Genomic DNA, 24,494 nt, shown 5'->3' with positions numbered 1-24,494 from the left:
GATTCTTCTCCTCTCGGACGCGGACCTTAGCACCCGCGCCCTCACTCCTTGTCTTTAACTCACGTGCATTCGGAGTTTATCTGGACTTGATAGGCGGTGAAGCCCTCGCATCCAATCAGTCGCTCTACCTCACGTGAGAAACAACAAAGGCTGCACCTAAATGCATTTCGGGGAGTACGAGCTATCTCCAAGTTTGATTAGCCTTTCACCCCTACCCTCAGTTCATTGGAACACTTTTCAACGTATAACCATTCGGCCCTCCAGGTGGTGTTACCCAACCTTCAGCCTGACCAAGGGTAGATCACTTGGTTTCGCGTCTACCACCTGCGACTCGATGGCGCCCTGTTCAGACTCGCTTTCGCTTCGGCTACGGGACTCGATGACCCTTAACCTTGCCGCAGACGGTAACTCGTAGGTTCATTATGCAAAAGGCACGCCGTCACATCTCTTGAGAAATGCTCCGACCGCTTGTAGGCAGACGGGTTCAGGGTCTATTTCACTCCTCTATGCGAGGTGCTTTTCACCTTTCCCTCACGGTACTGGTTCACTATCGGTCTCTCGGGAGTATTTAGCCTTGCGGGATGGGCCCCGCGGATTCACACAGGATTTCACGTGTCCCGCGCTACTCAGGAGTCATCTCGGAGGGAAGCTGCAAGTCGTGTAAGGGGCTGTCACCCGCTATGGCCCCACTTTCCAATGGGTTCCACTTTACAACTTTCCTCTCCTTTCTTTGATGATCCTACAACCCCGTATCTGCCGAAACAGATGCGGTTTGGGCTAATACGCGTTCGCTCGCCGCTACTTGCGCAATCACTTTTGTTTTCTTCTCCTATGGGTACTTAGATGTTTCAGTTCCCCACGTTCGCCCACAGACATGCTGTGTGCCGTGCCTAAGCACGGCGGGTTGCCCCATTCGGATATCCGGGGATCAAAGGTTATTTGCACCTCCCCCAGGCTTTTCGCAGCTTATCACGTCCTTCTTCGCCTCCGAGAGCCAAGGCATCCACCGTCTGCCCTTCTCTTACTTTCTTTTTTTCTTCTTTATTTGCTTCCCTTGCCGTACAAACGCATTCAAACCGGGGGACCTTCCGCATGCCTTCCCATCCCTTTTAGGGGGAAGGGGAAAAACATCCCGAGGGGCTCCGCCTGGTGCGGATGAACGGCTCAAAAGCAAATTCGACTTCTTCGTCTTTTACTTTATTGCTTTATTGTCCAATATGTCAATGATCTCTTTCTTTTTGTGGAGAATAACGGATTCGAACCGTTGACCCTCTGCGTGCAAAGCAGATGCTCTAGCCAGCTGAGCTAATCCCCCTTCCATAACTAATGGACCGGATAATCCACTATTCTACGGCGTAGTCCCAGGCAGAGTTGAACTGCCGACCTCTACATTATCAGTGTAGCGCTCTAACCAACTGAGCTATAGGACTGTCAACTTTTATCTAACCCGGGAGCAGACTCCCAGCTTCTTTCGTTTCTCTTCTTTCTTTTCCAATCATATAAATAAACAAGCAGTGCAGTACAAGCTATCTTCCTTCTCCTTAGGGGACAGGCCACGGCCTTTTCCCTCCTGTGAAGTATTGCTGTTTCCTTTTTTTTTAATACCGGCCACCATTCGTACCTTTTTGTCGTTCATCCTCTTCTTTTTCGTAAAGAAAAGACTTCACGGAACTTCGAGTCTCCAGAAAGGAGGTGTTCCAGCCGCACCTTCCGGTACGGCTACCTTGTTACGACTTAGCCCCAGTCACCGGTTTTACCCTAGGACGATCCTTTGACGGTTACGTACTTCAGGTACCCCCGGCTCCCATGGCTTGACGGGCGGTGTGTACAAGGCCCGGGAACGTATTCACCGCGCCATGGCTGATGCGCGATTACTAGCGAATCCAGCTTCACGGAGTCGAGTTGCAGACTCCGATCCGAACTGAGAGAGGGTTTTGAGATTGGCATCCTGTCGCCAGGTAGCGCCCCTTTGTCCCCCCCATTGTAACACGTGTGTCGCCCCGGATGTAAGGGCCGTGCTGATTTGACGTCATCCCAACCTTCCTCACAGCTTACGCCGGCAGTCTTGTCAGAGTCCTCAGCTTTACCTGCTAGCAACTGACAATCAGGGTTGCGCTCGTTATGGCACTTAAGCCGACACCTCACGGCACGAGCTGACGACAACCATGCAGCACCTCGCAATAGGCTATTGCTAGCTACAACCTTTCAATCGTATTCCTAATGCGTTCAAACCCGGGTAAGGTTCCTCGCGTATCATCGAATTAAACCACATGTTCCTCCGCTTGTGCGGGCCCCCGTCAATTCCTTTGAGTTTCACCGTTGCCGGCGTACTCCCCAGGTGGATTACTTAACGCTTTCGCTGTAGGACTTACACTATATCGCAAATCCCTAGTAATCATCGTTTACGGCGTGGACTACCAGGGTATCTAATCCTGTTTGATTCCCACGCTTTCGTGCTTCAGTGTCAGTGATGGTTTTGTAAGCTGCCTTCGCAATCGGAGTTCTGCGTGATATCTATGCATTTCACCGCTACAACACGCATTCCGCCTACAGCAAACATACTCAAGGTGACCAGTTTCAACGGCAATTTTATGGTTGAGCCACAAACTTTCACCGCTGACTTAATTACCCACCTACGCACCCTTTAAACCCAATAAATCCGGATAACGCTCGCATCCTCCGTATTACCGCGGCTGCTGGCACGGAGTTAGCCGATGCTTATTCATAAGGTACATACAAAACGGGACGCGTCCCGCACTTTATTCCCTTATAAAAGAAGTTTACAACCCATAGGGCAGTCATCCTTCACGCGACTTGGCTGGTTCAGGCTCTCGCCCATTGACCAATATTCCTCACTGCTGCCTCCCGTAGGAGTCTGGTCCGTGTCTCAGTACCAGTGTGGGGGACCTTCCTCTCAGAACCCCTATCCATCGATGGCTTGGTGGGCCGTTACCCCGACCAACTACCTAATGGAACGCATGCCTATCTGTCAGCGATAAATCCTTTAACAAATAACCCCAGGTGGGGTCCCTGTTTTATGGGGTATTAGACCGACTTTCGCCGGATTATCCCCCTCTGACAGGTAAGTTGCATACGCGTTACTCACCCGTGCGCCGGTCGCCACCAGAATATTGCTATCCCGTGATGCCCCTCGACTTGCATGTGTTAAGCCTGTCGCTAGCGTTCATCCTGAGCCAGGATCAAACTCTTCGTTGTCAAAATTGTTTTCTTTTTATTTCCTTGGCTCAAAATCCCGTTCTTTACTGTCTTTTCCTTACTTACCTTTTTTGGATGATTGACGGTACAAATTATTGGCTGGTTTTTTTAAAAAAAAAGAGAGAGAATACCTTTCAGGGAAAAGTGATTGACTAATCCCTCTTTTAAAGGAAGACCTCTTTTTTATCCTGCCCTTCTTCTTTTCGTCACCGGAAAGAAGAATGGGCAAAACCCTTGTACTACATCTTGTTTTATGATCAGTCTTTCAATGAACTCTTTTGCTTGCGTCCGGCTGGTTATTGTCGAACGTGGGTGCAAAAGTAAACCTTCTTTTTGGCTTGTACAAATCTTTTTACCGGTTTTTTTGAGCTTTTTTTACAGGGAAAAGATAAAGGGATGGGATAGAATGGAATAGAGAGGGGGGCCCTGCATAATTAAACGCTCTTTCTAAACGGGGGAATGGCTGTTTTTCTTCCGCCAGAGGCAAGGGGAAAAAGCGGAAAAACGGCGGAAAAACAGCCTTCGACTGCATCAAAGACATGGGAATAAACTGATTATGGGTAATTTACATATCCAGCGGAATCATTCGGCCAATCCGATGCCGTATTTTCAGGTACTCCATGTTTTATTTTACCACGGTGGGCCTGGTGGCTCACCATGATGGGCCACCAGGTCAACCTTGGTGTGTCTGCAGGCCCACCACGGTGTAATAAAAAAACAAGTACGGGGAAATGGGGAAAGGCATTGGCCCATTTGTGCGGCGGAAGCTCCGGCTTTCGCCGGATATATGGCGACAGAATATAAACGAGGAGGAACAATGGATGATAAATGGGGACGGAATCAGTTGCAAAAGGTAGATGACCGGAGTTCTCATGCTTTTTTACAGATGACCGGAACGGAATAGAAAATAAAAAGATACATTTGCAAGAATAATTGTCACTCTTTTATTGAATTTTGTAACTTGAAAAACATGTACTGGCAGAAAGAACTCGAAACGATTTCCCGGAACGATCTGGATAAATTGCAATTAGAACGATTGAAAAACACCGTTAACCAAGCGAAAAACTCACCTTTTTACGCTTCCATATTCAAAGAATATTCATTTTCGGCAGACAAAATCCGATCGATTGAAGACCTATGGAAATTGCCCTTTACGACGAAAGAGGACTTGCGCTCCCAATATCCTTTTGGCATGGCAGCTATCCCTTTGCAAAAATGCGTACGTATCCATTCTTCCAGCGGAACGACGGGCAACCCGACCGTGGTGCTGCATTCGGCAAAAGATCTCGAGGAGTGGGCAAACCAGGTGGCACGCTGCATGTATATGGTAGGGATTCGCGACACGGATGTCTTTCAGAATACTTCAGGTTACGGAATGTTTACCGGCGGACTGGGCTTTCAATACGGAGCGGAAAAACTGGGCGCTTTGACTGTCCCTGCCGCTGCCGGAAACACGAAACGCCAGATTAAATTCATCTGTGATTTCGGGACTACCTGCCTGCATATCATTCCCAGTTATGCCACACGCCTGGCGGAAGTTTTTTACGAAATGGGACTGGATCCGCGCAAAGACACCAAACTCCGTACGATCTGTATCGGGGCGGAACCCCATTCGGAGGAACAACGCAAACGCATCGAAGAACTATTAGGCGTAAAAGCCTATAACTGCTTCGGAATGTCGGAGATGAACGGTCCGGGCGTCGCTTTCGAATGCCCGGAACAAAACGGATTGCATATCTGGGAAGATTACGTCATCGCTGAAATCATCGATCCGGAAACGTTGGAGCCGGTACCCGAAGGAGAAGTGGGAGAACTTGTTCTGACGACATTGAACCGGGAAGCAATGCCCCTGATACGCTATCGCACCCGGGACTTGACCCGTTTTCTGCCGGGAGATTGCCCTTGCGGACGGACGCACCGGAGAATCGACCGCTTCAAAGGACGCAGTGACGACATGATTATCCTCAAAGGAGTGAATCTCTTCCCTATACAGATCGAAACGATCCTGATGAAATTCAAGGAACTGGGCAGCAATTATTTGATTACAATCGATACGGTTGGAAACAGCGACGAGATGCTGATCGAAGTAGAGTTGAGCGATCTGTTTACAGACGATTACAGCACGCTGCAACGGCTGACGAAAGAGATTGTCCGCCAACTGAAAGACGAACTGCTGCTCACGCCCCATATCAAACTACTGGCTAAAGGCTCCCTTCCCACCTCGGACGGAAAGGTTGTGAGAGTGAAGGATTTACGTAAACTATCTTGAACTATTTACCTTAAAAGAACTATATTCTATGACAATCAATCAGATTTCCATTTTTCTGGAGAATAAATATGGTAAGTTATGCGAAATATTATCACTCCTTGCAGACGAAAACATACGGATTATTGCGGCAACGGTAGCCGACACATCGGAATACGGGATCTTACGCCTCATCGTCAGCGAACCGGAAAAAGCCTATCAGTTGTTGAAAAAGCATAACGTCAGCGCCAATCTGACGGAGGTATTGGCGATTGTGACCGATCCGCAAGCGGGAAGCTTCGCCGGGACTCTCTGCTGTTTTACAAAAGCCGGATTGAGTATCGAGTATATGTATTGTTTTTCCACGAAAGATAAATCTATTCTGATTCTGCGAACGAGCAATCAGGAAGACGGTCGTGAAGTCGTCCGCCGTCAGAAATTAGCCTATATTGTGGAAAACGACTTGACAACTCTCTAATTATTAATTGTAAATCTTCCCACCCATATTTGGAATTAACGATCCCTGTATCTGGTTAGCCTATGTATGGGGCTTTGTCATTTATTAACAAGGAAAGATGTCTTGATCAACACTTACCCCTGGTTTTCTATTGACCCGATACTCTTTGCTTTACCGTTCTCAATAATCACAAAAATCGTCACCAGCCGGCTCACACCGACTCGCGCGATAATAAAATAAGGGATATGTATTAGCGTTTATTATGTGTTTAAAAACACAATTTAATACTTTTCTTTTGGTTAGTATATATCACAACCCTATATTTGCACTGTGGTTTTTCATAATAGTATTAGATTTAAGGTTAACAAATTGGTTAGGGGGTGTCGGGAGACATCCTTTAATGTTTTATAGAGGTTCCTCCTCCTAAGTTTTCTTCCAATATTTGTTGTAATAGTCAGTTCCTCTTTACGTATATTATAAGTCTCAAAAAGTGTAGGACATCCCTAAGCCGGCCGATTCAGAACTTACCATAGGCACAATAACCACAGTCTTATTCTTCTCTTTTATTCTTAAAATACGGTGCCACACGGGTAGAAGCATATAACTTATTTCTGCACTAAACACGCCTACTCCAGCACCTGCGACTACATCGCTCACCCAATGTTTTTTATTCAGCACACGTATTGTTCCTGTTGCGACAGCGACTCCATAACCTGCAATACCAATCCAGGGAGACGTATCTTTATATTCTTTAAACAATATATGTGCCCCGACAAATGCCGTGGCGGTATGACCCGATGGAAATGAATGCCGGTTGGAACCATCGGGACGTTCCACGTTTGTTGTGGTTTTCATCGTTTGCACTGTTATGCCCATTACCAGATAGGATGTCGTTATCACAAGTGTCCTGTCCCGAAAATTGTGTTTTGCTTTTATCCCGGCAAAATCCAACCCATAGACAGCAATAGCAGGAGCATACTGTGTATAATCGTCAAAAGGAATATGCTTTAACACATGTTCCCCCACTTCATGATTGGTACTTTCATCAAGCTCTTTTAAAGACTTATTTACCCGGGCTAAAGCACCGTAAGAAATTAATGCAGCAGGAATAACAAACGGAGAATAAGACGAATTAAATACAGTCTTTTTCCCGGGTCTTTCAAAATTGAACGTCATTTTCTCATTCTCTAATAAGAAAACATTATTTTCAATATTCTTATAATCCGGGATAACCGGCTTCTTCTTCATCTGGTTTTGGTCGCTTCTTAAAGAGTCCGGAATCAAGGGCAGCGATTGCATTTGGAACTTTACCCGAATCGTATCTTCTTGTTGTGCGTAAGAAAAGACCGTCGTTATAAATAAAAAGACGAAACCAAAAGCTAATTTCATTGTGATAATTTAAAATTAAAAAAAACATCTCAGACAGCGAGAAAAGTTCCCACGGAACAAGGAGGTTGGTTTACCTGTATCACCTTTCTTCTTTTTATTGATAATGCACAAACAATAAAGACAGTATACCACAAAACCTATCGTGATTCCTGATATAGCACCTGCGACTATATCGGATACAAAATGAACACCAAGATATATACGAGAATAAGACACAACCAATGCCCACAAAAAAATTGTGTAGTTATAGAGTTTCTTCCGAAGCAGCAAAGCGGTCAGAGTTGCAAAACCAAAAGAATTTGTAGCATGTCCTGATATAAATCCGTATTTTCCACCGACATATCCATATAAAGTTCTGACATGTTCTTCTATTCCAGGATAATGAGTCGGACGAAAACGTGAAAAATAGGGTTTACAAACAGCCGATGAAAATTGGTCGCAAAGAACAAACATTAGGGTGATAGCAATCAAAACCGGGAGCCATTCTCTCCAGCTTTTCTTATAAAATAAATTGACAATCAAAAATATAACTATCGGAATCCAAACAATAGCTCCTGAAAACAGCCACATAGCGCAATCGAAAAAACAACTATGAGAACCGTTTATAAGAAAAAACAGATTCTCTTCATAGGGCAAAATTTTTTCAAGCATAACCTTGTATTGATAAATTGGGCTCAAATATAGATAGTGATTTTGCAGAAATTTTGAATTTAGTATCAACACATTTTCGCAAACCAAGGATCTTCTTCAACAACCACTCAGATACTCATATACACGAGATTTGTATCGTTTTATAAAATTCAAAATTTCTACAAAATGGATTACGATCTTTACTCTTTCAAACCGGAATATACGATGGGAATCAAAGAAAAAATATATAATCAAGGCCTCAAGGCCATTTATGAGAATTATTATGAAATACAGATGGTAAACTTAGGACTCAAATATAAATTTTAACCGGCTATTGGATAGAAAGATGTGGAAATATTATGCTATATTATCAGCTGTATTTGCAGCATTTACAGCTATCTTTGCAAAAATAGGAATCAATAATATTGATTCTAATCTGGCGACGGCAATACGTACATGCGTTATTTTATTTATCACTTGGGGAATTGTTATTACAGGCAATGGGTTGGATGGAGTAAAAGAACTGACAAAAACGAATTGGACATTTCTACTTTTATCGGGAATCTCAACAGGTTTATCATGGTTATTTTATTTTAAAGCACTGCAATTGGGTGACGCTTCGAAAGTAGCTCCTATCGATAAATTGAGTGTAGTCATCACGATATTTCTGTCTTTTATCATACTCAAAGAACCTGTAAGTTGGAAAGTATTAGTAGGCGTTTCCTTGATTGCAGGCGGTTCGATAGTTATTCTTACTGACAAATAAAAAAAATTAGAATGAAAATATTAATAGTAGAAGACGAACGCGAATTATCCGACAATATGGTTACATACCTATCGTCTGACAATTACTCGTGTGAACAGGCTTTTAATTTTCAGGGAGCAATCGAAAAAATAGCTTTATATCAGTATGATTGTATCCTATTAGATCTAAATCTACCGGGAGGTGACGGTTTGAAGATACTGGAAGAGATAAGAAAACAAGACATAGAAAGCGGCATCATCATCATTTCTGCCCGCGGATCATTGGATGACAAAATCACCGGACTGAAAATCGGTGCGGACGATTATCTGGCAAAACCTTTTCCTCTTCCCGAACTAAGTGTCCGAATTTATGCTTTGATGCGAAGGCAACAATTCTCACATACGAATATTCTAAAGTCAAATAATGTAGAAATCGATCTTTTAGCAAAAACCATTACGGTTGAAAATAAATCTGTTATACTAACAAAGACAGAATATGAGTTGTTATTATTCCTGATAGGTAATAAAAACAGGGTGGTATCCAAGAATGCCATTGCCGAACACCTGTCGGGCGACATGGCGGATATGCTTGACAGCCATAATTTTGTATATGCACATATCAAAAATCTGAAATCGAAATTGGGAGAAGCCGGTTGTGCCAATAGCATTAAAACGATATATGGAACAGGTTATAAATGGATAGAATGAGAAGTCTGCTAATTAAAAATCTCTCTCTTTTTTTAATCTACACAGTAGCTATCCTGGTGTGTAGTATGCCTTTGTTCTATTTTATAATGAAATATTTTTATGCCGAGGATTTAGATGAATTGATTGAGTATCGAAGCTATGATTTTATTAAAGACCATTTATCCATATTTACAATTTCCGAAATCGAATATTGGAATCACTTCAATGAAGATATGCAAATTTTACCCATGGATCAGTCTTGTCCATTGGATAAAGTTGTTCAGAGACCATTTTATAATGCAGCAGAGGGTTTTGAAGTCGATTATAGAGTCTATTATACAAAAATTAAAATTGAAAATCAACCCTATATCCTCATGTCCCGCATAGCCATGATCGAGCCGAAAGATTTGCTTCAAACACTTGTTTTTCAATATGGCATTTTATTCATTATACTCATCATTGCATTCACCATCATCCAACGGGTTATATCCCAAAAGTTATGGAGGCCGTTTTATAAAAGTCTGGGCAAAATAGAAAATTTCAATCTGGAACAGGGGATTGTTCCAGAATTTGAAAAAACAGACACGATTGAATTTGCGCGACTCAATGAGAATTTAGACAAACTCATTAAAAACAATTTAAAAACTTATGTACAACAAAAAGAATTTATAGAAAATGCCTCACATGAGTTGCAGACTCCATTAGCCGTATTTCAATCGCAATTGGATCTTTTGCTTCAAGACACGGACTTAACCGAGTCGCAGGTTAAAGTCGTCCAATCTCTTTACACAGTTTCGTCGCGCTTGAGACGTTTGAATAAAAACTTGTTGCTATTGGCAAAAATAGATAATTATCAATTTAAGGAAACGCAGGAAATAGATTTTAATCAGGTTTTGAAAACTCAGCTGTCGTATTTAAAAGATTTGGCTGAAGACTATGGAATAACGGTTTTGATAGATAGTAAGAATCCGCTTCACGTAACGGCCAACAAAACATTATTGGAAAGCCTAATAAACAACCTTGTTGTCAATGCGATAAGTCACAATAAAAATAATGGTTCCATTTCAATTGAAGTAAAAGACAGAACTTTTTTGATAAGTAATACGGGCGAAAAAACACCGTTGGACAAAGACAAAGTTTTTAGGCGATTCAGCCGGACCTCCGAAAAAAAGAAGGGCAACGGATTGGGATTATCCATCACTTATCAGATATGCAAACTGCATGGATGGAAGATTGAATACGAGTATCCGGATGAAGGATTACACCGGTTTATCGTTCGGTTTGATTGATACTTGATAAAATCCGCCCTGCGACGCAATCGCAAGACGGATTTAATGCTGTTTAGCCCTATTTGTTTATTTAGATTCGACAGGTATTCTCATCCGATAGAAAGAGCGCCATACGAATATCAGTCCCAAAATCAGGAAAGGAATGGCAATAAAGATGGAATAGTCGGAATCGGGATTGCTTTTCATTTCGATACAGATCTCCGTAGCTAGCAAACCGAACAAGGTAGAGAACTTGATAATCGGGTTCAAGGAGACGGAAGTCGTATCCTTGAACGGATCTCCTACGGTGTCACCAATCACGGCCGCTTCGTGCAAAGGTGTATTCTTTTCTTTCAGATCTACCTCAACCACCTTTTTAGCATTATCCCAGCTACCGCCTCCGTTCGCCATATAAATAGCCTGGAAAAGCCCGAAGACGGCAATCGAAACCAGATAAGCAACGAAGAAGTTCGGATCCATAAAGGCAAAAGCCAATGTAAGGGAAATCAATACGATAAAGATATTCCACATCCCCTTCTGGGCATATTGGGTACAAATCTTCACTACCGATTTGGAGTCTTCTATATCGGCCTCCTTCTTGTCCATATCAAAATTCTTTTTGATAAACTCTACAGCCCGGTAGGCTCCGGTCGTTACAGCTTGCATGGAAGCCCCGCTAAACCAAAAGATCACCGCACCACCGCAAATCAAGCCGAGGATTACCGGTGCATCCGTCAGCGACAAATGCAACAGGCCGACTTTTTCCAAAAGCAAGATAATCGAGAAGATCATTGTAGTCGCCCCGACAACCGCCGTACCGATCAGCACAGGCTTTGCCGTCGCCTTAAAGGTATTCCCCGCCGAGTCGTTCGCTTCCAGATAATGCTTACCTGTTTCGAAATCGGGAGTAAAACCGAAATCTCTCTTTATCTCCGAAGAAATTTCCGGAATCTGTTCTATCTGGGAAAGTTCGAAGACCGATTGGGCATTGTCCGTCACCGGACCATAGCTATCCACCGCAATGGTTACCGGTCCCATGCAGAGAAAGCCGAAAGCAACCAAGCCGAAAGCAAAGATGGAAGCGTGAGGTCCTAAAATAGCCTCCAACCCCATTCCTGCTGTAAAATAAGCAATTGTCATCAAACCGACAATCAACAAACCGGTCCAGAAAGCGCTGAAATTACCGGCAACAATACCGGAAAGGATATTCAACGAAGCCCCGCCTTCACGGGAGGCCGTCACAATCTCTTGCACATGTGCTGATTTCGAGCTTGTAAAAGCCTTGGTAAATTCAGGAATAAGGACAGCCGCCAGCGTACCGCAACCGATAATAATCGCCAGCTTCCACCAGAGGGTCGTATCCGGCAAGTCTCCGAGCAGTAAATGACTCATAAAGAAGGAAGCGGAAATACACAAGACCGCTGCAATCCAAATCAGACGCATCAGCGGAGCCTCGAAATCAAAGATTTTCTTCCCTTCGTAAAGCTTCTTGGAAATCGCCTGGTTGATAAAAAAAGAGCAACCCGACAAGAAGTCCATTAGGAAACGCATACCGAAAATCCAGACAATCAGTTTTGCTTGCATGTGAGGATCGGAGACCGCCAAAGTAATAAAAGTGATCAAGGCTACTCCAGTTACACCGTAAGTTTCAAATCCATCCGCCGTCGGGCCGACGCTATCGCCTGCATTGTCACCTGTACAATCTGCAATCACACCCGGATTCCGGGGATCGTCTTCCTTTACCTTAAAGACCACTTTCATCAAGTCCGACCCGATGTCCGCAATCTTTGTAAAGATACCTCCGGCAATACGCAAGGCACTTGCACCTAAGGATTCACCAATCGCAAAACCCAAGAAGCAAATCCCGACAATTTCACGCGGCACAAACAAAAGGATGAAAACCATCATCACTAACTCCAGGGAGATCAGGAATAATCCTACACTCATTCCGGCACGCATCGGAATGCTTACCACCTCCCAGGGTTTTCCTTTAAGGGAAGCGAATGCCGTCCGCGCATTGGCATAGGTATTTACCCGGATGCCATACCAGGCAACCGAATAAGAACCGGCCATTCCAACGATCGAGAACACAAGCACCTGAAGCACAACACCCACCGACTGCCCCACCAATCCGAAGAAATAGAGGCAAAGCACCGCCGCTATAATGATAAAAAGCATAATCAAAAAACGTCCCTGCTGCAATAAATAAGTGCGGCAAGTAGCATAAATCGTACTCGCAACCTTCAGCATGGAATCATGTGCCGGCAATTTCTTAATTTGCGAAAAAAGGAATAAACTGAAGCCCAAGGTTCCTAAAATAATCAATGCTCCATAAAACAAAAAATCCCACGAAGTCACTGCACCACCGAAGATGTGAAAAGTTCCCTGATGAAGATCAGGGATTGCCAGGTCTGCTTCACTCGCCTGCATTCCCAGGCAACTCATCAAGAGCAAACTCATCAAAAAGGAGAAACGTTTAAGTTTTTTCATGATAAAAAATATTATAAATTAACTATTAATACAGATATAATAAGGTTTTAAAAAACACTCATCTTGTTACCTTCTACCCCTAATTTAAATAAAAAACGGTCAAATGTATAAAACATATCTATAGCCAGACTCTCATAAGATATGCTATATATCAGCTTTTTTCTTCTTTTATATTAAAAAAGGAAAAAGAGAGCTTATTAAAGTCTCCCTTCAAAATAGCAAAAAGGCTGCTGACAGCCTCTATTAATGCCTGAAATCACCTATGTGCAAAGATATTTTTCGAAAAAACCGGCGGAAACATGTATATAAGACACAATATTACTATCTTCGTGCCCTCAACTTATTGAATTCGGATTACTAACAATGAATTGAATTCTTATGAAAATTATTTATTTCATTTTTGTAGATGCAATTTTAACATTACTCTATTTCTTCGGTTGGATTATTTACCGGATTATCAGTATTCCAAGGAAACAATTGGATAAAATCTACAAATATTAAAGGGTCCATTATTCACTGGATAGTTCAATCGTCGCCCCTTTCACTCCGGGTGAAGTCGCTTTGAACAGAATGCGACCGACCATAGTATCTTCAGATTGGATAATTGCCGTCAACTGACCGCTGAATAGCTTCATTTGGGGAGCCTGGAAAGATTCCAAGCTGATGCTATTCCCGTTACAGATCGCACGGAAAGTACCGGCGCCTTCGACTTTACATTCTATCTGATTGGTCGCATCCGGGCATAGATTCCCTTTTTTATCTACTACTTGAACATTAATAAAAGACAAATCTTTTCCGTCTGCAGCCAGTTTTTTACGGTCAGCCGTCAACACCAGATGATGAGGCTTGCCGGCTGTATGAACCTGTTCCTTCGCCACCGCTTTTCCGGTAGAATCATAGGCCACCACTTCCACGGTTCCCGGCTCATATTTCGTATCCAGCCACATCAGACGATAGCGCTTCTGCCGCTCAAAGGCGGCATTGGCCGTTGGCATAGCCGAACTGTCAGCCCGTATGCTCAAGTCTTTCGTCCGTTTGCCTTGGCTCTTTCCGTTGATAAATAATTCCGCCGTCGGATAATTGGTATAAACAAATACCGGAGTCACTTCACCCTCACGACCAGGCCAAGTCCAATGCGGCAGGATATGCAAAGTTTCCTGTTCCCTGTTCCAATGGCTACGATATAAATAATACCGGTCTTTCGGGATGCCGGCAAGATCGATAATACCGAAAAGCGAACTGTGGCTCGGCCATTTGTCATAATAAGGCGTCGGCTCGCCGAGATAGTCAAAGCCGGTCCAGACAAACTCCCCGATCGTATAAGGCAAGTCTTCCTGCAGAATAAAATCATCATCCGGCAAATTAGACCAACTGCAATGCTCGACATCATAACCGGTACTCTGGTGATCGTCATACATCGCCATCGCTTTCCGTTCGACCGGAAATTTATAGACGCCGCGGGTACTGACCGTCGAAGCCGTTTCGCTTCCCAAGACAATAGCCTGGGGCAGTTTCTCGTAGGTAGATGGATAATGCGAAAGGTTATAATTCAAGCCGGCCACATCAAGAACGGCTGCATATTGGTTCTCAATCGCCTGCCCGACCATATTCATGCCGGAGGTTACCGGACGCGTCGGGTCTTCCCGGTGGCAAATATCCTGCAGGAAGCGGGCTAGTTTTTGTCCGCCCGGACGTCCCTGATCCGGCACTTCATTGCCAATACACCACATGACGACGCTCGGATTACTCCGGTAATGACGCACCAGATTTACCATATCCTTTTCCGCCCATTCATCAAAATAAAGATTATATCCATTTTTCATTTTCGGCGTTTTCCACTCGTCAAAGCTCTCCGCCATGACCATCATCCCCATTTCGTCGCAGGCACGAACCAGTTCCGGCGCCGGCATATTGTGCGACGTACGGATGGCATTACAACCCATCTCTTTCAAGAGGCGGATCTGTCGGCGGATAGCCGCATCATTGACAGCTGCTCCCAACGGACCTAAATCATGATGATTGCAGACACCCCTGAATTTTATCTTTTCACCGTTCAGGAAAAATCCTTTGTCCGGTATAATTTCGACCGAACGAATGCCGAAGGGGGTATTACATTCATCTTTCAACGTTTCTCCCTCATACAACCGGGAGACTGCGGTATATAGTTCAGGAGTATCGGGCGACCAAAGATGAGGATCGTTGATAATCGCTTCCTGTATAAATACGGAATCATGAGGAAAGAGCTTTGTCGCCATCTTCAAAATGGATTCGCCGTAGGGATTCCTGATTTCGGTTTCCAAACGATACCGGTCGAGGGAACTGCCTTTAGGACAAGCCAGCTCGGTTTGTAGTTTTACCCGCGCATGATCTTTTTTTACGACCGGCGTAGTGACATAAGTTCCCCAAAGCGGAATGTGCGCCCCTTCGGTTACAATCACATGTACATTGCGATACAAGCCGGCTCCCGGATACCAGCGGGAAGACTCCGGATAATTCTCCAGGCGTACCGCCAGCGTATTTTTCTGTCCCGCCGCCAGGTAAGGAGTTATATCAAAATAAAAAGAGTTGTAACCGTACGGCCAGTTGCCTACCTTCTTTCCGTTCAGATAGACGACGGCATTGCTCATCGCACCGTCGAACAACAACGTAACCGCCTTGCCTTCGGCATACTGGGGAAGCTCGAATTGTGTACGATACCAACCGACACCAACAAAAGGAAGCCCTCCGGTCCGTCCGGCATGCTCCATCGCCTCCTTTTGCCCGTCTTGGGTAATGGCCACGTCTTGTTTATCGTTGCTGAAACTGAAGGGTCCGTAAATCGCCCAGTCATGAGGAACCCTGACCGATTGCCATTGGCCGTCGTCATATTCCGGGTTGCTGAAAGCAGGCTGATCTTCACGCGTAAATTTCCAGCCTTTTTCCAATAAAAACTCTGTATGCACCTGTGCATTTAACGAGAAAGCAAGTGAGAAAATGAAAATCAGAGGGTATATTAAAAGTTTTCTCATGGTTTATCTTATTTTGAGGTTAAATCGTCTTTTATCGCACATTCCGCACAAATATACAGAATATAAAACAGAATTCCTATTAAGATTATGCTATATCAAGTCATTTGGAAAGAGAGGATAAGAGATCGATTTATCCCGGTCAATCCTATGGATTATTCAAAATATCTTCATAGCTTTGCTATCACAATTTAAATTAACCCATCATGAAAAAGACACGGATTGTTTCTATTAGTTTGATTATTTTACTGATGTCAATAACAATGAATGCACAAAAAGTAATTAAAATATGGGAGGGTAATCCTCCGACCGACAATGGGATTACGACGCCGGAAAAGACCGACGCCACATATTGGATAACGAGTGTCACTTCCCCCGAATTAACTATTTACCTGCCGGAAAAAGGGAAAGCAAACGGTAAGGGAGTCGTCATTTGTCCGGGAGGAGGATACGCAGGATTGGCCTCCAACCACGAAGGCACCCAATTAGCCCAATGGCTCAATACACAAGGTATCGCTGGCTTTGTCCTGAAATACCGGATGCCAAACAAGCACAAGGAAGTACCATTGGATGATGCGCAACAGGCCATCCGCTACGTACGGGAGCATGCCGGGGAATTAGGCGTCAACCCGAACCAGATCGGAATTGCCGGCTCTTCGGCGGGAGGCCATCTGGCAGCCACCGCTTCCACACATTTCTCCACCACCGGGACGAGTACCCGTCCCGATTTTTCTATCTTGTTTTATCCGGTCATTACGATGGAGAGAGCAACTCATGGCGGTTCCAAGGCTAATTTATTGGGAGACAAACCGACCGAAGAAGATATTTACACCTTTTCGAATGAAAAGCAGGTGAATGTAAACACACCTCCGGCAATCCTTTTACTCAGTGACGATGACAAGACCGTTCCTCCGGTAAACAGCACCCTTTATTACGAGGCACTGAAAGCAAATAATATCCCTGCTACTTTATATGTCTTCCCTGAAGGCGGACACGGCTGGGGGATGAAGGAAGATTTCAAGTACCATAAACAAATGCTCGAGTTATTGTCTACCTGGCTAAAAAAATTCTGAAACGTCATTGCCTTGATCCTTTAATGCCATAACTTTTCCGAAGCAAAGTAAGAACCGGATAAAACCGACTTTTGTTATTATTATATAGAACGCTCACTCATATAGTAATTTCAAATAATAAAAAGGAAATGACCATGGACAACTTAATTAAAAAATTAGAAGAAGAAGCAGGGCTTACAGAAGAACAAGCGGTTAAAGCTGTTGTTACGATCAAAAACTTCATGGACAAAGAGGGGTTGAAAATCGACTGGGGCAAGTTCTTCAACCAAAAAGTGGATCAGTACAGCGATAAAGCCAAGGAGTTATTTAATCAGTTGATTGATAAAACCGACAATCTGATGGACAAGGCTAGAGAAGGAATCAAAGATCTGGGCTCTAAATCCGGACATTTCTTTGGATAAGATACCGACATTTCTTCTGGCGCCGGATTCTTTCAAAGGCTCCATGACGGCAGACGAAGTCTGCAAAGCGATGGAGAAAGGAATCCGGCAAGTTTTTCCATCAGCCGTCTGTTATAAAATACCTATGGCGGATGGCGGCGAAGGGACGGCACAATCTTTAACGAAGGCAACCGGAGGCACTTTCTATCCAGTCGAGGTTACAGGCCCATTGGGGAAACCGGCCAAAGCGTTTTACGGATTGTTGGGCGACAAGCGAACAGCCGTCATCGAAATGGCATCCGCCGCCGGACTTCAACTGGTGGAGCCTCACACCCTAAATCCACTATATACGACAACATATGGCGTCGGGCAACTATTGGAGAGATGCTTGGACAAAGGTATCTCGCGGGTGATTCTCGGCATAGGCGGCAGTGCTACCAATGACGGAGGAGCGGGCTTTGCACAGGCCATAGGCATTCGTCTTCTGGACGCAGAAGGGTGCGAACTTCCTTTCGGCGGCGAGGCCTTAAGCCGGCTCACGCGGATCGATCTCTCCGGGATTGACCGGCGGATCGATAAAATTACGCTGGAAGTAGCCTGCGATGTGACCAATCCGCTTTGCGGCCCCTCTGGCGCATCGGTGGTCTTCGGCCCCCAGAAAGGGGCAACTCCCGAAATGGTACGGCAACTCGACCAGGCGCTGTCCCATTATGCACAGGTTATCGAATCGCAAATAGGCATTGCCGTAGCGAAACGACCCGGAACCGGTGCGGCAGGTGGCTTGGGTTTCGCCCTCCTGGCTTTTACGCCGGCCCGGCTCTCTCCCGGCGTCGAACTGATGATCCGCTATACCGGATTGCAACAATACGTTGACAAAGCTGACTATATATTTACGGGTGAAGGGCGTATCGATTCGCAAACGCTTTACGGTAAAACCCCTTTCGGTGTCGCGCAAGCAGCAAAAGAAAAGGGAAAGCCGCTGATAGCCATTGCCGGACAGGTAGGGGAAGACATCGAACCTTTATACAGTCACGGATTTACCGCTATCCATTCCATACTTCCCCACCCGATGCCTCTTGAAGAAGCACTCCGCAATGGCCCTCGGTATGTCGAACAAGCAATGGCCGCCATCGTTCGTTATCTGCCTTGATACCCGCCGTTTCCTTCAGAACAAAGGAGCAAAGAGACGCATCACCGATTCGATCATCTTTTTCCACCAGGGACGCTGCTCCCACTCATCGAGCAGAATTTCGCTGCATCCCTTCATGTCTTCCAGGAAAACAGCCTTGTTTTTCCGGGCAATCTCCGTGTCGTAAAGATAACAATTGATTTCGAAATTGGATTCGAAACTCCGGAAGTCCATATTCGCCGAGCCGATGACGGACAGATAATCGTCCGAAACAATCGTCTTTGCATGGATAAAATCCTGTTGATGTTCATAAATCTTCAGCCCGGCGCGCAGCAATTCTGCATAATAGGATTTCGCCGCCGGATCCACATAAGAAGAGTCGGATTTACGGGAAACCATCAGACGCACATCCACTCCGGCCAATGCAGCCGAGATGAGGGCCTGGAAAAGAGAATCGGTCGGCAAAAAATAAGGAGTCTGTATATATAGATAGTGCTTTGCCAGGATGACCAGGCGCACCGTTGCCTGCAACAAATTCGGCCAGGCTGAATCGGGCCCGCCCGGTACAATCTGCAAAAGATTATTCGAGTAATTCGGGCAGTAAGGAAAATAGGAAACGTAATTATCTACCTTTTTCTCTCCTGAAGAATACCAGTCCAGCAGGAAATTAGCCTGCAACCCGTAAACGCCTTTTCCCTCGATGCGGAGATGAGTGTCCCGCCAGATCGGACTCATGGCGTAAGTATCCCCGACATTCATCCCTCCGATATAGCCGATTTTCCCGTCGATCACCACCACTTTCCGGTGATTCCGGTAATTCACCTTGCTACGGAGCCAAGGTAAAAAGACTTTCAGGAAAGGGGAAACGATCACACCCGCCCGTCTCATCTCTTTATAGAAACTGGGCGGTACACGTGTATTCGCTACGTTATCATACAGGAAACGTACTTCTACCCCTTCGGCCGCCTTTCTCATCAAAGCCTCCTTTATCTTCTTTCCCGTCATATCATTCTGAAAAATAAAATACTCCATATGGATATGATGACTCGCCTTTTCAATATCCTCCAGCAGAAGTTCAAATTTCCGGTGTCCGTGCGTAATCACCTCGACCCGGCTCCCCTGTAAAAGCAAGGCATTACTGTTTCTTTCCAACAAAACGGACAACGTTTCGTAATTCGGCTGTACCTTCGGAGGATGTTTATCGAATAATCCTTCAAAAGAAATATCCTTCGATAATTTTTTGTAATTAATGGATACCGCCTTTTTCTTCCGGTTGTTTTGTCCGAAGAAGTAGAAAAACACAATACCCACTGCCGGTAGGAAAACCAACACCAACACCCATGCCAGTGTACGGATCGGATTCCGGTTTTCCGAGACGACAACCAACAGCGTGCCGATGACAGTTACTACATAAACTATCCAGAGAATAAACTCCGGTATTGAGACGGAATTCGATAGAAAAGGGATATTCATTGCCTATTTAAATCTTATTAATGCAATAATACAAATAAAAATCGAACTGCTTTCCCAGACCCAAATAAAAAGTGGTCCGGAGGGAATGAAAATAACAGGTTGTGCCTCTGTTATTTTATTCCCGCCTAACCTAATTTTCCGGTCATTCAGACCGGAACGTTACATACTGTTGCTAAATNCCCGATGCCTCTTGAAGAAGCACTCCGCAATGGCCCTCGGTATGTCGAACAAGCAATGGCCGCCATCGTTCGTTATCTGCCTTGATACCCGCCGTTTCCTTCAGAACAAAGGAGCAAAGAGACGCATCACCGATTCGATCATCTTTTTCCACCAGGGACGCTGCTCCCACTCATCGAGCAGAATTTCGCTGCATCCCTTCATGTCTTCCAGGAAAACAGCCTTGTTTTTCCGGGCAATCTCCGTGTCGTAAAGATAACAATTGATTTCGAAATTGGATTCGAAACTCCGGAAGTCCATATTCGCCGAGCCGATGACGGACAGATAATCGTCCGAAACAATCGTCTTTGCATGGATAAAATCCTGTTGATGTTCATAAATCTTCAGCCCGGCGCGCAGCAATTCTGCATAATAGGATTTCGCCGCCGGATCCACATAAGAAGAGTCGGATTTACGGGAAACCATCAGACGCACATCCACTCCGGCCAATGCAGCCGAGATGAGGGCCTGGAAAAGAGAATCGGTCGGCAAAAAATAAGGAGTCTGTATATATAGATAGTGCTTTGCCAGGATGACCAGGCGCACCGTTGCCTGCAACAAATTCGGCCAGGCTGAATCGGGCCCGCCCGGTACAATCTGCAAAAGATTATTCGAGTAATTCGGGCAGTAAGGAAAATAGGAAACGTAATTATCTACCTTTTTCTCTCCTGAAGAATACCAGTCCAGCAGGAAATTAGCCTGCAACCCGTAAACGCCTTTTCCCTCGATGCGGAGATGAGTGTCCCGCCAGATCGGACTCATGGCGTAAGTATCCCCGACATTCATCCCTCCGATATAGCCGATTTTCCCGTCGATCACCACCACTTTCCGGTGATTCCGGTAATTCACCTTGCTACGGAGCCAAGGTAAAAAGACTTTCAGGAAAGGGGAAACGATCACACCCGCCCGTCTCATCTCTTTATAGAAACTGGGCGGTACACGTGTATTCGCTACGTTATCATACAGGAAACGTACTTCTACCCCTTCGGCCGCCTTTCTCATCAAAGCCTCCTTTATCTTCTTTCCCGTCATATCATTCTGAAAAATAAAATACTCCATATGGATATGATGACTCGCCTTTTCAATATCCTCCAGCAGAAGTTCAAATTTCCGGTGTCCGTGCGTAATCACCTCGACCCGGCTCCCCTGTAAAAGCAAGGCATTACTGTTTCTTTCCAACAAAACGGACAACGTTTCGTAATTCGGCTGTACCTTCGGAGGATGTTTATCGAATAATCCTTCAAAAGAAATATCCTTCGATAATTTTTTGTAATTAATGGATACCGCCTTTTTCTTCCGGTTGTTTTGTCCGAAGAAGTAGAAAAACACAATACCCACTGCCGGTAGGAAAACCAACACCAACACCCATGCCAGTGTACGGATCGGATTCCGGTTTTCCGAGACGACAACCAACAGCGTGCCGATGACAGTTACTACATAAACTATCCAGAGAATAAACTCCGGTATTGAGACGGAATTCGATAGAAAAGGGATATTCATTGCCTATTTAAATCTTATTAATGCAATAATACAAATAAAAATCGAACTGCTTTCCCAGACCCAAATAAAAAGTGGTCCGGAGGGAATGAAAATAACAGGTTGTGCCTCTGTTATTTTATTCCCGCCTAACCTAATTTTCCGGTCATTCAGACCGGAACGTTACATACTGTTGCTAAATTTATTAACTTTGTGCCTTGAAAAAGAATAATCAGAACATGGAAACAGTATTAAGCGGAATCCGCCCCACAGGAAACCTGCATTTGGGAAACTATTTCGGTGCAGTAAAAAGTTTTCTTAAAATGCAGTACGAATATAATTGCTACTTCTTTATTGCCGACTGGCATTCGCTGACGACTCATCCTCACCCGGAAAATATCCGCAAAAGCGTTAAAACCATACTTTCGGAATACTTGGCCTGCGGATTGGATCCTGAGAAGGCGACTATATACACTCAAAGCGACGTACCGGAAGTGTTGGAACTTTATCTCTATCTGAATATGAACGCCTACCTCGGTGAATTGGAACGGGTAACGACCTTTAAAGACAAAGTGCGCCTGCAACCGAATAATGTCAATGCCGGGCTACTAACCTATCCTTCCCTCATGGCTGCTGATATTCTTGTCCACCGCGCCTTGAAAGTGCCGGTAGGAAAAGACCAGGAGCAAAACATGGAGATGGCGCGTAAATATGCCCGACGTTTCAATACCATCTATGGAGTGGAATTTTTCCCGGAGCCGGCCTCTTTCCATTTTTCGGAGAAGGCCGTGAAAGTTCCCGGCCTGGATGGTTCCGGCAAAATGGGGAAAAGCGAAGGTAACGCTATCTATCTGAGAGATGACGAGCAAACCATTAAAAAGAAGGTGATGAAAGCGGTGACCGATTCGGGGCCAACGGTTCCGAATAGCGAAAAACCGGAAGTCATCCAGAACCTCTTCACCATGATGGAGATTGTCTCTTCCAAGGAAACCTACGATTATTTCAACGAAAAATATAATTCCTGCGAGATACGCTATGGCGATATGAAAAAACAGTTGGCGGCGGATATCAATGCCTTCTGTGCCCCGGTACGGGAACGCATTACGGAATTTGAATCCGATAACGCTTATCTCGATAAAGTCGCGAAGGAGGGAGCGGAGAAATCTCGTGCGAACGCGTTCAAGACCATCAACGAAGTACGCGAGATTATTGGTTTCAAGCCTTATGCAAAATAAGGAAAGACACGGGAAAGATCAAAAAAATAGGGCGGTTACCGGAACCACCCTATTTTTTTTTGAAAACTATATTATAATATGTGTATTAAGCTAACGTAATGTCTTTATCCAAATAGACGTCCTGAATGGCATGGATCAACTCGACGCCATCTTTCATTGGTTTCTGGAAGGCCTTACGTCCGCAGATCAACCCGATTCCTCCGGCACGCTTGTTAACGACTGCTGTGTAAACTGCATCCGCCAAGTCGCTCGCACCGTGGGATTCGCCACCCGAATTAATCAGGCCGACACGTCCCATGTAACCGTTGGCCACCTGGTAACGGCAAAGATCTATCGGATGTTCGGAAGTTAATTTGTCATACATGCCGGGATTCGTCTTGCCGAACTTAATCGCTGTGAAACCGCCGTTATTTGTCGGAAGTTTCTGTTTTACAATATCCGCTTTTATTGTCACGCCGATATGATTGGCTTGACCTGTCAGGTCGGCTGCACTATGATAATCTACACCGTCTTTCTTGAATGCACTATTGCGGAGGTAGCACCAAAGGATAGTAGCCATTCCCAATTCATGCGCATATTCAAAGGCTTCCGCTACCTCTACGATCTGGTTACGGCTTTCTTCCGAGCCGAAATAAATTGTAGCGCCGACTGCGGCTGCTCCCAGGTTCCAGGCTTCTTCGATCGTTCCGAACGGAATCTGATTGTAGGAAGTCGGATAGGTCAACAACTCATTGTGATTAATCTTTACTACGAACGGAATTTTATGTGCATACTTGCGCGCAACGGAAGCCAGCACGCCATAGGTTGTAGCTACCGCATTGCAATTGGCTTCAATCGCCAGCTTTATAATATTTTCCGGGTCAAAATACAAAGGATTAGGAGCAAAGGAAGCTCCGGCCGTATGTTCAATTCCCTGATCGACAGGAAGGATGGACAGATAACCCGTGTTTGCCAGACGCCCGTGTCCGAAAAGGCGTTGCAAATTATTTAATGTCGGAATGTTGCGATCGGTATCAATCCATAGTTTATCGATAACATCCGGACCGGTAGCGTGAATCAATGATTTATCAATCGTTTTGCTCACATGACTCAGGAGATATTCGCTTTTATCTCCCAACAATTGCGTAATCTTGGAATTTGCCATAACTTTTATAAATTAATGTATTGATAAAACAATACTTTCATCTGATTAGTTCGTTTTTTTACTTTTGTTATCATTATAGGAAGAGTATAATCCTATCTTTTCTCCGTTTTCTATCAAAAACTCCGGTCTTTTTCTTTTATTTATAAATTTACCAGAAAAATGCATCAAACATTTGTACATCCCAAAAACATTTGTATATTTGCTCTCATAAAATTCAATTATTTGAATTTTTTCATA

General features: G+C 44.6%; 18 protein-coding genes, 2 tRNA genes and 2 rRNA genes (1 of these 22 running past the window's edge). 11 read left to right on the top strand and 11 right to left on the bottom strand.

Features of this window, described 5'->3' with window-relative positions:
- The 4 genes from BQ8014_RS10380 to BQ8014_RS10365 form a co-directional block, all read right to left on the bottom strand.
- Positions 1-1,031, bottom strand: a 23S ribosomal RNA gene (locus BQ8014_RS10380); it reaches 1,868 nt to the left of the window's first position.
- 210 nt (positions 1,032-1,241) lie between these two features.
- Positions 1,242-1,315, bottom strand: a tRNA-Ala gene (locus tag BQ8014_RS10375).
- Between the two features lie 41 nt (positions 1,316-1,356).
- A tRNA-Ile gene (locus BQ8014_RS10370) sits at positions 1,357-1,430 on the bottom strand.
- Positions 1,431-1,685: 255 nt separating this feature from the next.
- Positions 1,686-3,216 (bottom strand): 16S ribosomal RNA (locus BQ8014_RS10365).
- Together the 16S and 23S rRNA genes with 2 tRNA genes alongside form the textbook arrangement of a ribosomal RNA operon.
- A 682-nt stretch (positions 3,217-3,898) precedes the next feature.
- Here BQ8014_RS10365 and BQ8014_RS19195 point away from each other — a divergent pair.
- The 3 genes from BQ8014_RS19195 (at position 3,899) to BQ8014_RS10350 (ending at position 5,939) form a co-directional block, all read left to right on the top strand.
- Positions 3,899-4,120 (top strand): hypothetical protein, encoded by a 222-nt coding sequence (locus tag BQ8014_RS19195; protein WP_139785112.1) that lies wholly within the window; start codon positions 3,899-3,901, stop codon positions 4,118-4,120.
- Positions 4,121-4,186: 66 nt separating this feature from the next.
- Positions 4,187-5,485 (top strand): phenylacetate--CoA ligase family protein, encoded by a 1,299-nt coding sequence (locus tag BQ8014_RS10355; protein ID WP_080904272.1) that lies wholly within the window; start codon positions 4,187-4,189, stop codon positions 5,483-5,485.
- 28 nt (positions 5,486-5,513) lie between these two features.
- A complete protein-coding gene (locus BQ8014_RS10350) occupies positions 5,514-5,939 on the top strand; it encodes an acetolactate synthase (RefSeq protein ID WP_080904271.1) in 426 nt (141 codons plus the stop codon).
- A gap of 462 nt (positions 5,940-6,401) precedes the next feature.
- On the opposite strand, the gene BQ8014_RS10345 is transcribed toward BQ8014_RS10350, so the two are convergent.
- Positions 6,402-7,307 (bottom strand): phosphatase PAP2 family protein, encoded by a 906-nt coding sequence (locus BQ8014_RS10345; RefSeq protein ID WP_080904270.1) that lies wholly within the window; start codon positions 7,305-7,307, stop codon positions 6,402-6,404.
- A 15-nt stretch (positions 7,308-7,322) separates the two neighbouring features.
- Positions 7,323-7,958 carry a phosphatase PAP2 family protein gene (locus BQ8014_RS10340; protein ID WP_080904269.1) on the bottom strand — a complete coding sequence of 212 codons (636 nt, stop codon included), beginning with the start codon at positions 7,956-7,958 and terminating at the stop codon, positions 7,323-7,325.
- 165 nt (positions 7,959-8,123) lie between these two features.
- Between BQ8014_RS10340 and BQ8014_RS19385 the strand changes: the two genes are divergently transcribed.
- From BQ8014_RS19385 to BQ8014_RS10325, 4 genes are all read left to right on the top strand, one after another.
- Positions 8,124-8,264 (top strand): hypothetical protein, encoded by a 141-nt coding sequence (locus BQ8014_RS19385; protein WP_160150069.1) that lies wholly within the window; start codon positions 8,124-8,126, stop codon positions 8,262-8,264.
- Between the two features lie 19 nt (positions 8,265-8,283).
- Entirely contained in the window at positions 8,284-8,703 is a 420-nt protein-coding gene (locus BQ8014_RS10335) for an EamA family transporter (RefSeq protein ID WP_080904268.1), read from the top strand.
- Positions 8,704-8,714: 11 nt separating this feature from the next.
- On the top strand, positions 8,715-9,389 hold the full coding sequence (locus BQ8014_RS10330) for a response regulator transcription factor (protein WP_080904267.1): 675 nt from the start codon (positions 8,715-8,717) through the stop codon (positions 9,387-9,389).
- A gap of 86 nt (positions 9,390-9,475) precedes the next feature.
- Complete coding sequence (locus tag BQ8014_RS10325) at positions 9,476-10,657, top strand: sensor histidine kinase (RefSeq protein ID WP_160150068.1); 1,182 nt, start codon at positions 9,476-9,478, stop codon at positions 10,655-10,657.
- A 66-nt stretch (positions 10,658-10,723) separates the two neighbouring features.
- Here BQ8014_RS10325 and BQ8014_RS10320 read toward each other — a convergent pair whose 3' ends face one another.
- A complete protein-coding gene (locus BQ8014_RS10320) occupies positions 10,724-13,126 on the bottom strand; it encodes a sodium-translocating pyrophosphatase (RefSeq protein WP_080904266.1) in 2,403 nt (800 codons plus the stop codon).
- A gap of 509 nt (positions 13,127-13,635) precedes the next feature.
- Positions 13,636-16,134, bottom strand: a complete 2,499-nt coding sequence (galB, locus tag BQ8014_RS10315) for a beta-galactosidase GalB (protein ID WP_080904265.1) — start codon at positions 16,132-16,134, stop codon at positions 13,636-13,638.
- Positions 16,135-16,337: 203 nt separating this feature from the next.
- Here galB and BQ8014_RS10310 point away from each other — a divergent pair, with 203 nt between their 5' ends.
- From BQ8014_RS10310 to BQ8014_RS10300, 3 genes are all read left to right on the top strand, one after another.
- Positions 16,338-17,204, top strand: a complete 867-nt coding sequence (locus tag BQ8014_RS10310) for an alpha/beta hydrolase (RefSeq protein WP_200814394.1) — start codon at positions 16,338-16,340, stop codon at positions 17,202-17,204.
- Between the two features lie 134 nt (positions 17,205-17,338).
- Positions 17,339-17,605 (top strand): hypothetical protein, encoded by a 267-nt coding sequence (locus BQ8014_RS10305; RefSeq protein WP_080904263.1) that lies wholly within the window; start codon positions 17,339-17,341, stop codon positions 17,603-17,605.
- Complete coding sequence (locus BQ8014_RS10300) at positions 17,598-18,734, top strand: glycerate kinase (RefSeq protein WP_080904262.1); 1,137 nt, start codon at positions 17,598-17,600, stop codon at positions 18,732-18,734. Before BQ8014_RS10305 ends, BQ8014_RS10300 begins: the two co-directional genes overlap by 8 nt.
- A 15-nt stretch (positions 18,735-18,749) precedes the next feature.
- Here the strand turns inward: BQ8014_RS10300 and cls (BQ8014_RS10295) are convergent, their stop codons facing one another.
- Positions 18,750-20,186 (bottom strand): cardiolipin synthase, encoded by a 1,437-nt coding sequence (cls, locus tag BQ8014_RS10295; RefSeq protein WP_080904261.1) that lies wholly within the window; start codon positions 20,184-20,186, stop codon positions 18,750-18,752.
- 279 nt (positions 20,187-20,465) lie between these two features.
- Positions 20,466-21,902, bottom strand: coding sequence for a cardiolipin synthase (gene cls, locus BQ8014_RS10290; RefSeq protein ID WP_080904261.1), 1,437 nt, complete (start codon positions 21,900-21,902; stop codon positions 20,466-20,468).
- Positions 21,903-22,117: 215 nt separating this feature from the next.
- On the opposite strand from cls (BQ8014_RS10290), the gene trpS reads away from it, so the two are divergent.
- Complete coding sequence (gene trpS / locus BQ8014_RS10285) at positions 22,118-23,113, top strand: tryptophan--tRNA ligase (protein ID WP_080904260.1); 996 nt, start codon at positions 22,118-22,120, stop codon at positions 23,111-23,113.
- An 85-nt stretch (positions 23,114-23,198) separates the two neighbouring features.
- On the opposite strand, the gene BQ8014_RS10280 is transcribed toward trpS, so the two are convergent.
- Positions 23,199-24,257 carry a class I fructose-bisphosphate aldolase gene (locus BQ8014_RS10280; protein ID WP_080904259.1) on the bottom strand — a complete coding sequence of 353 codons (1,059 nt, stop codon included), beginning with the start codon at positions 24,255-24,257 and terminating at the stop codon, positions 23,199-23,201.
- Positions 24,258-24,494: the final 237 nt, after the last annotated feature.

The sequence above is a fragment of the Parabacteroides sp. Marseille-P3160 genome (assembly GCF_900162725.1).
GTDB lineage: Bacteria > Bacteroidota > Bacteroidia > Bacteroidales > Tannerellaceae > Marseille-P3160.
This window is presented reverse-complemented; position numbering and strand designations above follow the sequence as displayed.